Origin of the sequence: Ensifer sp. MJa1 (genome assembly GCF_037026475.1) — a bacterium.
Taxonomy (GTDB): domain Bacteria; phylum Pseudomonadota; class Alphaproteobacteria; order Rhizobiales; family Rhizobiaceae; genus Ensifer.
In genome coordinates, this window is sequence record NZ_JAKUMO010000004.1 from 20,579 (window position 1) to 33,476 (window position 12,898).

Here is a 12,898-nt window from a genome sequence, read left to right on the forward strand (position 1 = left end):
CTATGGGTGAAAAATCCCGCTGTAACGCTGGAAAAATTCGACCCATGCGATAAGCTTGGTTTATGGAAAATCTGCGCCGCCTGCTTCCCTCTGCCGCGAGCCTCATCGTTTTCGAGGCTGCCGGCCGCCACCAGAACTTCACCCGCGCCGCCAATGAGCTTGGCATGACCCAGGCCGCCGTGTCCTATGCGATCCGCGGCCTTGAGGAGCAGTTGGGCGTACCCTTGTTTCACCGGGTGCATCGAGCCGTGGAACTGACCGAGGCCGGTGAGAAATTCCATGCCGACGTGTCTGTGGGCCTATCGCGCATCCAGAAGTCGGCCGAAGACATCCGCGCCAAGGGCCGCGAAACCAACGTGACGCTTGCGGCCTCGACGGCCTTTGCCTCGATGTGGATGCTGCCGCGCCTCAACCGCATGCGCGAGGACCTGCCGGAGATCGACCTTCGGATCCAGACCAGCATGCGTGACCTCGATCTTGAGGAAGAGCCGATCCCGCTCGGCATCCGTGGCGGCGACCCCAGCCACTGGCCACGCTATCACGCCGCCCTGCTTGCCGAGGAGGTGGTCAACGCCGTCGCGACGCCCGCCTATATCGACGAACATGGCCTGCCAAGGACCGCCGCCGACCTCTTGCGGCACAATCTCATCCATCTCGAGGAGCCGGTTCGGCGGGCCTGTGACTGGACCGAGTGGTTTGCAAGCGCCGGATTGGCCTATCCGAAGCAAGCACGGCGTCTGACGATCAACGATTACGTGCTGGTGATCCAGGCGGTGCTTTCAGGTGAAGGGGTGGCGCTCGGTTGGGAACATCTGATCTATCCGCAGATCCGCTCCGGCGCCTTGGTGCCGGTCGCCGGTCACGTGCTGAAGACCGGGCTTGCCTTCTACGTCGTCTGGCCGCGCTCACGCGAGCTCAATGCCCAGGCGAAAAGGGTCAGGGACTGGCTGCTGGAGGAAGGACGGCGTGACCGAGCCGCCATGACAGGCGCAGACGGATAGGCAGGCTCAGGCCTGGACCGAGACGTCGCGATAGCGGTCGGAGAGATAACGCATCGTCGCCACCGCATCGGCGGGCTTGCCGTAGAAATAGCCCTGCCCCAGGCCACAGCCGAGCGCCTTCAGCTTCAGCGCTTCGGAAAAATCCTCGATGCCTTCGGCGACGACTTCCAGCTCAAGGCCTTCACACATCGAGACGATCGCCTTGATGATGTGCTCGGAGGCCCGGTCCGCGGAGATGCGCGAGACGAAGGCGCGGTCGATCTTGACCTTGTCGAAGGAGAAATCCCTGAGACGGCCGAGGCTCGACTGGCCGGTGCCGAAATCGTCGAGCGAGACGCGCACGCCGGCCGCACGCAGCTCCGAAACGATCTTCTGGGCAATGTCCGCATCGGCCATGACCGCCGTCTCCGTGATTTCCAGCTCCAGGCGGCGCGGATCGAGGCCGATCTGGCCGATGATCGACAGCAGCCGCCGGCTGGTGGACGGGTCCATAAGCTGCGCCGAGGAGAGATTGAACGAGAGGAAGAGTTCCTTCGGCCAGGAGAGCGCGGCATGGGCCGCCTTGCGCAGCAGGACTTCTGCAAGCGAATCGATAAAGCCACGTTCCTCGGCAAGCGGCACGAACACGGCCGGAGAGACATAACCGAGATCGGCGTCACACCAGCGCGCCAAGGCTTCGAAACCGACGACCGCATCGTTGCGCAGATCGACGATCGGCTGGAAATGCACGTCGACTTCGTTGGCGATGATGGCGTTGCGCAGCGCCTGCTCGAGCTGCGTGGCGCGCTTCATCTCCTGCGCGATTTCCTGAGAATAGACGGTGATCTGGCCACGGCCGCGGCGCTTCGAGCGGTAGAGCGCCGTGTCGGCACTCTTCAACAGGTCCTCGAACACCTCGCCGGCAAAGGGATAGACGGCAAATCCGAAGGATGCGGAAAGGCGAACGTGGCGATCGCCAAGATCGAAGGGCGCCGACAGCACCTCCTTCAGCATCTGCCCGATCTTCTCGGCGCCCTTGCGCTCGAAGACGAGCGGCAGGACGAAGGCGAATTCGTCGCTTTCGGAGCGCGTGATCGTCGCGCCCTCCGGCGCACAGGCTTTCAGCCGGTAGGCCACCTGGCACAGGATTTCGTCGCCGGCCGCCGGTCCGAACAGATCGTTGATCGGCTTGAAGCCATCGATATTGGCAAGGCCGATGGTGAAGGGTGCAGGGTCGCTGGCCCGTTCCTGCGCCAGGTCAAGCACGGTTTGGCGCAGGCAGCAGGCATTGCCAAGACCGGTCAGCGGATCGATATGCCCGGTCGCTGCGGGCATGGCACGGCCAATGCGGTGATAGGGCGTTTCGACCGTCGTCATGGCCCGGTCCTCGCGGCTCGTCCGAAGGAAGTCGACAGCCCCGTTACCGGCAACAGCCCGTCCCGCGACGCGGACCGGCTCTGCCGTTCCGACACGGCCGGGTCTTCAGAAACAGGGAAGGCGGGATCCATTCGGGCGGGCTCTACACTTTAGCGGCAATTCGGAGCAGACGATCGCAATCGGCGGTTAATAATCCGATATCGCTCCGCTCCAAGATCTGCCATTGCGCCTCCCCAATTCTAGCGAGTTGACACGTGCGTGCCTCAACCTGTCGTTCGCATCGCCTTTGCCGGCATGAATTTTCTCAAGACCGCCTCGATCATGTCCGGGCTCACCGGCTTCATGATGTGGTCGTCCATCCCTGACGCCTTGCATTGCTGCAGATCGATATCGAGTGCCTGTGCGGTGACGCCGATGATCGGCGTTTTCTGGTTGCGCGGCTTTTCGGCCGCCCTGATGGCTACGGTCGCATCGAACCCATTCATGACCGGCATCGACACATCCATCAGCACGAGGGACGGCTGCAATTCGTGCCAGAGTTCGACGGCTTCCCAGCCGTTGGCGGCAATGCGATGGGAGACGCCAAGCCCCTCGAGGATCTGGGTGAAGACGAACTGGTTGATCTGGTTGTCCTCGGCGACGAGTACATCGACCTGGGGTGCCGGCAAGGGTGCGGCGATGTCCTCGCCCTCGAAGGACAGCGTCCAATCGGGCTCAGGCATGGCCGGCGACGGTGCCCGTTCGGAGCAGACGCGGAACACATCCGCAAGCACGGCGGCACCGTCCTGCCCAGCGGAGACCGAAAGCACGGGGCAGTTCCGCCACGCCCCGGCAACATGCTGCCGCTCGGGAAAGGCCGCATCGAGCAGCAGGACATCGAGCTTGATGCCAGCATCATCGACCACGCGGCCGAAGGCCCGCAGCTCGTCCGCATCACGCACGGCACAGGCGTCCAGCCCCGAACCGCGAAGGCGCGCGACCAGCCGTTCCTCCACCATGTGATCGCCGGTCGCAACAAGGACGCGAAGGCCACGGGCGGGCAAGGTCTCGATCATCGAACCGGCTTCGACGAGTTGCTGGACGTTCAGCGCGCGGAAGGGATCATAGAAATTCTGCGCCGCCGCAAAGATACTGTAATCGCTGATCTGCAGACCGGCCTGGGCGGGAGCGTCCTCGCCGCCATGATACCAGACGGCAATGTCGGTCACGTCGTTCATGCAGGTGACGACGAAATGCCGGCCCGGCATGCCGACGCGATACTTGCGCGTCAGTACCCACAAATCACTGCCGTCGGCGCGCACGATATGCTCGGCCTGCGAATGTGGCTTGCCGGTATCGAGCACCATCCGGTCGGATTGCTCGAAGCGCTCGGCAAGCTCGCTTTCGACCAGGTCCCAGGCAGAGCGGCCGAGGATGGCGTCCTGCGGCAGATCGTGGATGAGGCAGAAGGCCTTGTTGACGGCGATGTAGTTGAGATTGCGGTCCTTGACGCAGATCGGATTGGGTTGGGCGTCGAGGATCTGCTCGGTCAACTCGACACGTTCAAGGTCTGTCTGGAGCTGGTCGTCCCGTTTTTTCTGGTCGGATACGTCGGTGATCGACAGGATGCCCATGCCGCTCGACAGACGGCGCTTGCGCATCGAGACCCAACGCGTACGCCCGGCGCGCTCGATGCTCTCGTAGCGCTCGCGCCAATGAAGCGCCATGTGCTCGGCGATCCAGTCCTCGCGATTGGTGCGCCGACGGCTGCTTTCCGGAACGGTTCCCGGGCGAACGCCGGTGTCATAAACGGCACCAAGAAAATCCCTGAGCCGCGTGCCGGGCATCAGGATCTCCGGCGGCACCGGAAAATACTGCAGCATCGTGCGGCTGGCGAAGAGAATGGTATCGTCCCGACTGCAGACAAGCACAGCGATGCCGAGCGCGTCGCAGCTCGACTCGAGAATGACCCTGTTGATGTCCGCGCCGTTTGGCGCCCCATCGTTCATCGCGCTGTCCTCATTCGCCTTGCCGCGCGTTTCCTGGAATCTCCTCCGATTCAAGGAAAGCTGCGGCCAATCGAAGTGCCACGGCGGCCCGGCATGTCTGGCAGGACACGCGGCGCTGTAGCGGCGGTTTCTTTTCGGGACATGCTGGGGTGGCCTTGGAAGGCGTCGTTTCGAGCGAGGGAATGCAACGTCCAGCTACGCCGCAGGGCTCAAAAGACAAAACCCGTGATCATTCAGGTTGTTGTGGAAAATCGCAGCAGAGTGTTAAGGGGCAATTAAGCTGCGGGCTCATTTTTCGGCGGAGCGAAAGCCCGGTTCGCACGTCCGTCGGTCGGCGCCTTTATCCACCGGGGACGAGGCACCATTTCCCCTTTCGTTTCCCAGCCGAATCCCGGAAAATAGGCCATGGCCATCAAGCAGCTTTCAGAGACCCTCATCAACCAGATCGCCGCCGGCGAAGTGATTGAACGCCCCGCCAGCGCCGCCAAGGAGCTGATCGAGAACGCGCTCGACGCCGGCGCGAGCCGAATTGAGATCGCCACCGCCGGCGGCGGCAAGACGCTGCTGCGCGTGACCGACAACGGCTCGGGCATGACGCCCCATGACCTCGAGCTCGCAGTTCGAAGGCACTGCACGTCGAAGCTCGACGACAGCCTTTTCGATATCCGCACGCTGGGCTTTCGCGGCGAGGCGCTGCCGTCGATCGGCTCGGTCGCCCGCCTGTCGATCACCACACGCACGGCCGGCGCCAGCGAGGGCGCGGTGATCACCGTCACCGGTGGAAAGACCGAGGCTGTTCGCCCCTCGCCCGCCAATACGGGTACGGTCGTCGAAGTCCGCGACCTTTTCTTCGCGACGCCGGCGCGGCTCAAATTCATGAAGACCGAGAAGGCGGAAGCTGCGGCGATCTCCGAAGTGGTGCGTCGCATGGCGATCGCCTTTCCGGCGGTTCGCTTCGTGCTCTCAGGCAGCGACCGCTCGACGCTCGAGTTCCCGGCAACCGGCGACGACCGCCTGGCGCGCATGGCCCAGGTGCTCGGCAAGGATTTTCGCGACAATGCGATCGAAATCGATGCGGCGCGCGAGGACGTTGAACTCACCGGCTTTGCCGGCGTGCCGACCTACAATCGCGGCAACTCGCTGCAGCAATATCTTTTCGTCAACGGCCGACCGGTCCAGGACAAGCTTTTGCTGTCGGCAATCCGCGCCGCCTATTCGGAAACGATCCCGAGCGGCCGCTACCCGGTGGCGGTGCTGTCGATCACGCTCGATCCGGCCCTCGTCGACGTCAACGTGCATCCGGCGAAGTCCGATGTTCGCTTCCGCGATCCCGGCCTCATCCGCGGGCTGATCATCGGCGCGATCCGTGAAGCGCTGTCGCGCGACGGCGACCGCGCAGCGACGACGGGCGCGCGCGGCATGATGCAGGCCTTCCGTTCCGGATCCTACCGCCCGCCGCCCTGGACGCCTGAGACGTCTCCCTCCCGGCCGGCGCAATTCGGCGCCATGCTGCGTACGCTTGCGGAACCGTCGCAGGCAAGCTTCGCCACCCTTGCAACGCCCTCGGCACGCATCGCCACGCCGCTCGAGCGCGAGGCGCCCGTGCCGGCACAGGAAGCACCGCAACCGCAATCCTTCCCGCTTGGTGCCGTCAGGGCGCAGCTCCACGAAAACTACATCGTTGCCCAGACGAACGACGGTCTGGTCATCGTCGACCAGCATGCCGCCCATGAACGCCTGGTGTTCGAAGCCATGCGCACCGCGCTGCATTCACGGCCGGTTGCCGCCCAGGCGCTGTTGATCCCGGAAATCGTCGATCTTGCCGAGGACGATTGCGATCGGCTGATGGCGCATGCGGCGGAATTTTCCCGTCTTGGCCTTGCCATCGAGCGCTTCGGCCCCGGCGCGATCGCCGTGCGCGAGACGCCGGCGATGCTGGGCGAAATGGATGCGGTGGGGCTGGTGCGCCAGCTTGCGGACGAGCTTGCCGAATGGGATACGGCCAGTGGGCTGACCAGCCGGCTCGAGTATCTCGCAGCGACCATGGCCTGCCACGGATCGGTTCGCTCCGGCCGGCGCATGCGCACCGAGGAGATGAATGCGCTCTTGCGGCAGATGGAGGCGACGCCAGGCTCCGGCCAGTGCAATCACGGCAGGCCGACCTATATCGAACTCAAGCTTTCTGATATCGAACGATTGTTCGGCAGGAGCTGATCGCACGCGGACCGGCGAAAAGCGGCTGGCATTTTGCCGGAGGTCGGGCTAGACCAGAGAACAATCACCCTGGACGCAATGGGCAAAGAGCATGATGAACCGGTTTGAAGGAAGCGCATCGCGCGAAGCGAAGATCCGCTATCTCGACGGCGACTTCCAGATCGTCCTTGCCGGCTCGCATGTAATCTGTGCCATGACGGGCAAGACCATCCCGGTCGACGAACTGCGTTACTGGAGCGTCGCCCGTCAGGAAGCCTATGTCGATGCGGAAGCGTCGCTCGAGGCAGAAAAGCGTGCCGGCGCGTTGCCGAACCAGCGGCGCTAAGGGCAAAGACCGAGACTGGCCGGCGGCTTTCGGCCGCCTTGCTTCCCCAGCCAGCAAATCCAACCACTACTTGGCGGCGCCTTCGCGCAGTTTGCGCGCCCGGGCCGCTGTCACCGCCGTCTCGATGATCTTCTTCGGCGCGGAAGGATCGTCGAACCGGACATCGATCTCGATCACGCGGCTTGCCGCGGCAAGCTCGCCCGCGCGCCCATGGCCCGGTTCAAGGCGGACCAGGTCCTTGGCGGTCGTGACCAGCGTGCAGCCGAGAGCCGCCGCCCGATCGATGAGGTCATCGATCTCGTCGTCGGAGAAATGGTGATGGTCCGGGAAGCTGCGGGTTTCCTCGACGATAGCGCCGGTCTCGCGCACCGTGCGATAAAACTTCTCCGGATCGGCGATCCCGGCCCAGGCCAGAACCTTGACGCCGTCAAGCGATCCGTCGTCGAGCCGCACCACATCCGCCTCGTAGATCTGCTTGCCGGCGCGGGCGGCCCGGCGGATCAGGGCATCGGCCTCAGTGCCGCCGCCGATCTTCAAAAGCGCCGTGGCGTGACGAAGCTGGTTGGACAAGGGCGCGCGCACGGGCCCCGACGGCACGAGATAGCCGTTGCCGATGCCGCGGCGTGAATCGATCACCAGCAGGGCAAAGTCGAAGGCGAGCCGCGCACTCTGGAAGCCGTCATCCATGATGATGATGTCGACGCCTTCCTTCACCAGCCGGCGGGCGCCATCGACACGGCGGCGGCAAACGACGGTCAGCGCTTCGCGTGCGAGCAGCAGCGGCTCGTCGCCGACATCACGGGCACGGTGGTGTTCTGGGTCGACAACGGTCGTTACGTCGAGCGAGCCACCGTAACCGCGGCTGAGGAAACCGGGCTTCAGGCCTTTCTCGCGAACGACGCGGGCGAGCGCGATGGCGGTCGGCGTCTTGCCGGCTCCGCCGACGGTAAAGTTGCCGATGCAGATGACCGGGACCGGGACCGAAGCCCGGCGGGCGCGATCCATGCGCATGCCGGCGATACGGCCGTAGAGCCACGAAAACGGCCACAATGCGCGAGCACGCCAATCCGCCTTGGTCCACCAGAATGGCGGCGCTTCCGATACCATCTTCGTTCCGTGGCCCCCGGCCCCTGCAGTCCTCCTCTGCGGGAAGGACGAAAACTGTTGCCCGCCGGAAATGCTCAGCGACGGATTGCCACAAAAAACGTCAGAACGCGAAAAAACGCAAGCGGCGCAAATGTCCGCAGGCGCGTGGAAGGCAATCCGGCCGTGCGGCGAAGGTCCGGCAGTGCGTGGCGCAGCCCTTAAAGGATCGCCTCGAGTTCGGTGATGTCGGCCAGGCAATGGTCGGACGCCGCTGCAAGCGACTGGCGCGAACCGGTTCCGGTCAAGACCGCGACCGTCATGCCGACGCCCGCATTGCGCCCCATGTGCATGTCGTGATTGTTGTCACCGACGACGACGACCTGGCGTGGATCAAGGCCGGTCGCGGCGCAGAAGCCGTGAACCATGCCCGGCTCCGGCTTGACGCCGTAGCCGCTGTCGTAACCGGCGACATAATGCAGATAACCATCGAAGCCGAAGCGCTTCGCCGTCTCGCGGATCGAACGTTCGTTATCGCTGGAGGCAACGCCGAGGCGATAGCCCCTTGCATGCAGGCCGGCGAAGAAGGCACCAAGGTCGGTGACAGGCACCGCATATTCCGCCGAACGCGCGAACAGGCCGTCGAGCAGGGCCGTCAGTTCAGCAATCTTGAAGGGCGCACCAGCCTCGACGAATCCGGTCGCGATCTCCACCGTGTTGCCGGCAGCCAGCAGACTGTCGGGCAGGACATGGCCGGTCTCGGCATCCATGCCGCCGGCCTTGAGCAGCGCGCGTGCCAGCGCCTCGTCACCCCTCGCCGCGATCCGAGCCAGTTCGTAGTTCACCGGCACCCAGCTCTTGGCGTAGTCGAGCAGGGTTCCATCCTTGTCGAACAGGATACCGGCAATGGCTTTGGCTGCTGTCATGGCGGGTGGTCGTCTCCTGCTGCGGATCAGCCGTCGGTGGGCGGATTGAGACGTGCCTTGACGACGAGCGGATTGATATAGGGCTCAAGCCCCTTCATCGTCGCCGACAGTGCACCGCGCATTTCTTGCACGGTTTCGAGCCCGGCATCGATCATCGAGCGACGCATGTCGTCGTTGGCGAGCAGATAGTTGACGCCCTTGGCCAGCATCTCGACATCGCGCACGATCTTGGCGCTGCCGTTCTTCGCCAGCGTCTGGTAGGTCTCGCGAAAGTTCTGGACGTTGCCGCCAGACAGGATCGCACAGCCGAGCATGGCCGGCTCCAGCGGGTTCTGGCCGCCCTCGGCAAACAGCGAGCGGCCGACGAAGGCGACTTCGGTCAGGCGTAGATAGAGGCCCATCTCGCCGATCGTATCGCCAAGGAAGATATCGACATCCGGCGTCAGCGGGTCGCGCCGGGTCCGGCGGGCAACCTTCAGCCCCTTGGCGGTCAGGGCCGCCTCGATCCCGTCGCTGCGCTCGGGATGGCGCGGGACGATGATCGTCAGAAGGCCCGTGCGCTCCTTCAGCGCGCGGTGCACGACGCCGGCCGCGTTCTCTTCGCCTTCAAAGGTCGAGATCGCCGCCCAGGTCTTTCGCTGGCCGATCTGCTGACTGTATTCCTTCAGCGCCTGCGGGTCATGCGGCGGCGCATCGGTGTCGACCTTCAGGTTGCCGGAGACCATCACTGGCAAGGCGCCGAGCGTACGGAAGCGTTCGGCATCGACGTCGGACTGGGCAATGACCAGCGCCAGGTTTTCAAACAGCGCGTCGGCCAGAGCCGGGCGCCGTTTCCAGCGCGCGAAGGTCCGGTCCGAGAGGCGGCCATTCACCAGCACCTGCGGGATATGGCGGCGGCCAAGTTCCAGGATGGTCATCGGCCAGATTTCGGACTCGGCGATGATCGCGAGATCCGGTTCCCAGTAGCTCAGGAAACGGCTGACCGCCGGCTTGAAATCGAGCGGCACATACTGGTGAATGACGCCTGCGCCCAGACGCTGGGCGACCACGCGCGCCGATGTCGTCGTCCCGGTCGTCAGCACGACATGGATGCCGCGGCGCCGGATCTCCTTGATCAGCGGGATGACGGCATTGGTCTCGCCGACACTCGCAGCATGGAACCAGACAAGCGGCCCCTGCGGTCGCGGCGCACTGGCGTGGCCATACCGCTCGCGGCGGCGTGCCGGGTCCTCCTTGCCCTTCGCGGCGCGAATGGCAAGGTAAGACCAAACAAGAGGATAAATGGCCGAGCCGATCCAGCGATAGCTGGAGAGCGCCAGGCGCGCGCGAAAGCTGCTCATGACGAGGCACCTTCCCCAGCCTGTCCGGCCCGGAGAGACTTGGGGGCGACTGGCGCGTGGGTATCAGCCACGCATCCCGACCGCATCGGCATCAGCCGTTTTCCGGGTCGAGCAGACGGTGCATATGGACAATGAAGTAACGCATGTGGGCGTTGTCGACAGTCATTTGCGCCTTGGATTTCCAAACGGCAAGGGCGCTTTCGTAGTCCGGGTAGATGCCGACGATATCGAGCTTGTCCAGGTCGCGGAAATGGACGTCGGTCAGCGTGGTGAGTTCACCGCCGAAGACGAGGTGCAGACGTTGTTTCTTCTCGGTTTCGTGAGCCATCGGAATTCCATTTTTTCTTATTGGGTGTGGGCGTTGATTTGAGGCATTCAGCCTCAAAGGTCAATGGGGCTCCAGCGACCGGCACGCGGCAATCAGGCCCGGCAGGATCGGCCTTGCACCCGCACATAGCACCCCATGGACGACCGTGGAGCGGTTGTAGAACAGAGGCTTGTCATCAAGGTCGACGAGCGCGCCACCGGCCCGGGCGACAATGAGGTCGGCGGCGGCGAGATCCCAGTCGTGGGAGTTCTTCTTGACCAACGTGCCGTCGATCCGCCCATCGGCCACCATGGCCAGCCGATAGGCAAGCGAAGGCACATGCGGCACGCGTTCGACGGCATTGCGATAGACGGGCGCGAGCTTTGCGATCGTGTCTTCTGCTGCGGCCAGATGCAGCGTTTCTCCTGGGGCTGCCTCGCGAACCGAGATCGCCTTTCCATTCTTGAGAGCGTCGCCTGAGGCCACCGCCTCGTAGAGTTCGTCCAGGGCCGGGGCGTAGAGGACGCCGGCGACGGGCATCCCACGGCAAACCACGGCAACGCTGACACACCAGAGTTCCTTGCCGGCGATGAAGGCGCGCGTGCCGTCGATCGGATCGACGACGAAGACGGTTTCGCGGGTCAGGCGGCTGCTGTCGTCGTCGGTCTCTTCCGACAGCCAGCCATAGTCGGGTCTGGCTGCGAGCAGCCGCGTTTTCAACACGTCGTTTGCCGCCAGATCGGCTTCACTCACCGGCGAACGGCCCTCGTTCTTCCAGCGAACGTCAGGGCCTTTGCGGAAGTATCCGAGCGCCGTTTCGCCGGCCACGACCGCGGCGGCGCGGATCAACTCGAGATCCGCGCTCCAATCCACGCCCACTGGTGTTGTTTCAGACATTCAAAACCTCGTCAGCCCGGCTCTCCATAACACGAGAGCGGGATCAGCGCTGATGCTTCGCGCTTTTTCCTAATCTCGCTAGATGCCGGCGAGCGTCATGCCCTCGATGGCAAGCGTCGGCGCGGCGACGCCGAACTTGCGGTCGATGTCATCGGCGGGCGTGATCGCCATGAACATGTCCTTGAGATTGGAGGCGATCGTGACTTCTGAGACGGCGAAGGAGAGCTCGCCGTTCTCGATCCAGAAGCCGGAGGCGCCACGGCTATACTCGCCGGTCACCATGTTGACGCCCTGGCCGATCAGCTCGGTGACATAGAAGCCGGTTCCGACGCTGCGGATCAGGTCCTCGCGCGAGATCGCGCCCGGCTCCAGCGCCAGGTTGGTCGAAGCCGGGTTGACAGTCGGACCGCCGCGCACGCCGCGGCCGTTGGTTTCAAGCCCGAGTTCCGCTGCAGCCGAGGTCGAAAGGAACCAGTGCTTGAGCACGCCGTCCTCGACCATCACCAGCTTCTCGCCGCTGACGCCCTCACCGTCGAACGGGCGGGACGAGGAGCCACGCACGATCAGCGGATCGTCGGTCACCGACAGGCCCGATTTCAGGATCTGCTTGCCCATCATGTCACGCAGGAAACTGGTCTTGCGGGCCACGGAGGCGCCGTTGATGGCGCCAGCAAGATGACCGACGAAGCCGCGCGCCATGCGCGGATCGAAGACAACGGTGACGTTCTTGGCGGTCGGCACCTGTCGCGGGTTGATGCGGGCAACGGCCCGTTCGCCGGCAAGCCGGCCAATCTCATCGGCGGCACGCAGATCACCGGCATAGAGCTGGCTGTCGTAATCGTAGTCGCGCTCCATCTTCGTGCCTTCGCCGGCGATGGCGCTGACAGAACGGCCGAAACGCGTGGCCATGTAGGAACCGGAAAAACCATGCGAGGTCACGAGCACCAGGCCACCCATGCCGGCCGAGGCACCACCGCCGCTGGAATTGGTGACCCCGGGAACGGCAAGCGCCGCTTCTTCTGCGGCAAGGGCTGCCTCGGTCAGGCTGTCCGTCGAAACTTCAGTCGGGTCGAAAAGATCAAGGTCCGGATAGGATTTCGCCAACCGATCGGCATCGGCGAGCGAGGCAAACGGGTCCTCCGGAGAGGCCTTGGCCATGGCAACCGCACGCTCGGCGAGCACCTTCAGGTCAAAGCCCGGATTGGCCGAGACACTGGCAACCCGCCGCCCGACAAAGACCCGCAGGGAAAAATCGTCGCTTTCGGAGGCTTCGGTGGCCTCAACCTTGCCGAGGCGGACCGCTACGGAACGGGAGCGCCCGCGCACCACCACGGCGTCGGCCGCATCGGCGCCAGCCTTGCGGGCGAGGTCCACAAGCTCGGAGGCGCGTTTTTCGAGGTCGGCGGAATCGATCGTGTCTGACATGGTGTGGCCTTTCATTCCTGCCCCATTTATTGTGCG

Annotated in this window: 11 protein-coding genes; 3 read left to right on the plus strand and 8 right to left on the minus strand. The window is 64.2% G+C overall.

Features of this window, described 5'->3' with window-relative positions; genetic code table 11:
• Positions 1–62 precede the first annotated feature (62 nt).
• Positions 63–1,001: a LysR substrate-binding domain-containing protein gene (locus MKZ91_RS07110; RefSeq protein WP_336169464.1), complete on the plus strand. Its 939-nt coding sequence runs from the start codon at positions 63–65 to the stop codon at positions 999–1,001.
• Positions 1,002–1,007: 6 nt separating this feature from the next.
• Here the strand turns inward: MKZ91_RS07110 and MKZ91_RS07115 are convergent, their stop codons facing one another.
• Together MKZ91_RS07115 and MKZ91_RS07120 are read right to left on the minus strand one after the other, a co-directional pair.
• Positions 1,008–2,315: a putative bifunctional diguanylate cyclase/phosphodiesterase gene (locus MKZ91_RS07115; RefSeq protein ID WP_336170037.1), complete on the minus strand. Its 1,308-nt coding sequence runs from the start codon at positions 2,313–2,315 to the stop codon at positions 1,008–1,010.
• Between the two features lie 305 nt (positions 2,316–2,620).
• On the minus strand, positions 2,621–4,345 hold the full coding sequence (locus MKZ91_RS07120) for a response regulator (RefSeq protein ID WP_336169466.1): 1,725 nt from the start codon (positions 4,343–4,345) through the stop codon (positions 2,621–2,623).
• 405 nt (positions 4,346–4,750) lie between these two features.
• Here MKZ91_RS07120 and mutL point away from each other — a divergent pair, with 405 nt between their 5' ends.
• A complete protein-coding gene (gene mutL / locus MKZ91_RS07125) occupies positions 4,751–6,559 on the plus strand; it encodes a DNA mismatch repair endonuclease MutL (protein WP_336169468.1) in 1,809 nt (602 codons plus the stop codon).
• A gap of 91 nt (positions 6,560–6,650) precedes the next feature.
• Entirely contained in the window at positions 6,651–6,884 is a 234-nt protein-coding gene (locus MKZ91_RS07130) for a DUF2093 domain-containing protein (protein WP_336169470.1), read from the plus strand.
• Positions 6,885–6,950: 66 nt separating this feature from the next.
• Here MKZ91_RS07130 and lpxK read toward each other — a convergent pair whose 3' ends face one another.
• The 6 genes from lpxK to MKZ91_RS07160 all read right to left on the minus strand — a co-directional run bounded on the left by lpxK (position 6,951) and on the right by MKZ91_RS07160 (position 12,862).
• Complete coding sequence (gene lpxK, locus MKZ91_RS07135) at positions 6,951–7,991, minus strand: tetraacyldisaccharide 4'-kinase (RefSeq protein ID WP_336169472.1); 1,041 nt, start codon at positions 7,989–7,991, stop codon at positions 6,951–6,953.
• 197 nt (positions 7,992–8,188) lie between these two features.
• Positions 8,189–8,893, minus strand: coding sequence for an HAD family hydrolase (locus MKZ91_RS07140; protein WP_336169474.1), 705 nt, complete (start codon positions 8,891–8,893; stop codon positions 8,189–8,191).
• Between the two features lie 26 nt (positions 8,894–8,919).
• The gene (gene waaA, locus MKZ91_RS07145) at positions 8,920–10,233 is read right to left on the minus strand and encodes a lipid IV(A) 3-deoxy-D-manno-octulosonic acid transferase (RefSeq protein ID WP_336169475.1); all 1,314 of its coding nucleotides are present in this window, start codon (positions 10,231–10,233) and stop codon (positions 8,920–8,922) included.
• 91 nt (positions 10,234–10,324) lie between these two features.
• A complete protein-coding gene (locus MKZ91_RS07150; RefSeq protein WP_336169477.1) occupies positions 10,325–10,561 on the minus strand; it encodes a DUF4170 domain-containing protein in 237 nt (78 codons plus the stop codon).
• A gap of 60 nt (positions 10,562–10,621) precedes the next feature.
• Entirely contained in the window at positions 10,622–11,437 is an 816-nt protein-coding gene (locus tag MKZ91_RS07155; protein ID WP_336169479.1) for a 3'(2'),5'-bisphosphate nucleotidase CysQ, read from the minus strand.
• Positions 11,438–11,515: 78 nt separating this feature from the next.
• Positions 11,516–12,862 (minus strand): TldD/PmbA family protein, encoded by a 1,347-nt coding sequence (locus tag MKZ91_RS07160; RefSeq protein WP_336169482.1) that lies wholly within the window; start codon positions 12,860–12,862, stop codon positions 11,516–11,518.
• Positions 12,863–12,898 lie beyond the last annotated feature (36 nt).

Excerpts from the sequence above, each read along its gene's own strand:
- MKZ91_RS07110 (WP_336169464.1), top strand. The coding sequence starts at position 63 with ATGGAAAATCTGCGCCGCCTGCTTCCCTCTGCCGCGAGCCTCATCGTT.
- MKZ91_RS07115 (WP_336170037.1), bottom strand. The coding sequence starts at position 2,315 with ATGCCCGCAGCGACCGGGCATATCGATCCGCTGACCGGTCTTGGCAAT.
- MKZ91_RS07120 (WP_336169466.1), bottom strand. The coding sequence starts at position 4,345 with ATGAACGATGGGGCGCCAAACGGCGCGGACATCAACAGGGTCATTCTC.
- mutL (WP_336169468.1), top strand. The coding sequence starts at position 4,751 with ATGGCCATCAAGCAGCTTTCAGAGACCCTCATCAACCAGATCGCCGCC.
- MKZ91_RS07130 (WP_336169470.1), top strand. The coding sequence starts at position 6,651 with ATGATGAACCGGTTTGAAGGAAGCGCATCGCGCGAAGCGAAGATCCGC.
- lpxK (WP_336169472.1), bottom strand. The coding sequence starts at position 7,991 with ATGGTATCGGAAGCGCCGCCATTCTGGTGGACCAAGGCGGATTGGCGT.
- MKZ91_RS07140 (WP_336169474.1), bottom strand. The coding sequence starts at position 8,893 with ATGACAGCAGCCAAAGCCATTGCCGGTATCCTGTTCGACAAGGATGGA.
- waaA (WP_336169475.1), bottom strand. The coding sequence starts at position 10,233 with ATGAGCAGCTTTCGCGCGCGCCTGGCGCTCTCCAGCTATCGCTGGATC.
- MKZ91_RS07150 (WP_336169477.1), bottom strand. The coding sequence starts at position 10,561 with ATGGCTCACGAAACCGAGAAGAAACAACGTCTGCACCTCGTCTTCGGC.
- MKZ91_RS07155 (WP_336169479.1), bottom strand. The coding sequence starts at position 11,437 with ATGTCTGAAACAACACCAGTGGGCGTGGATTGGAGCGCGGATCTCGAG.
- MKZ91_RS07160 (WP_336169482.1), bottom strand. The coding sequence starts at position 12,862 with ATGTCAGACACGATCGATTCCGCCGACCTCGAAAAACGCGCCTCCGAG.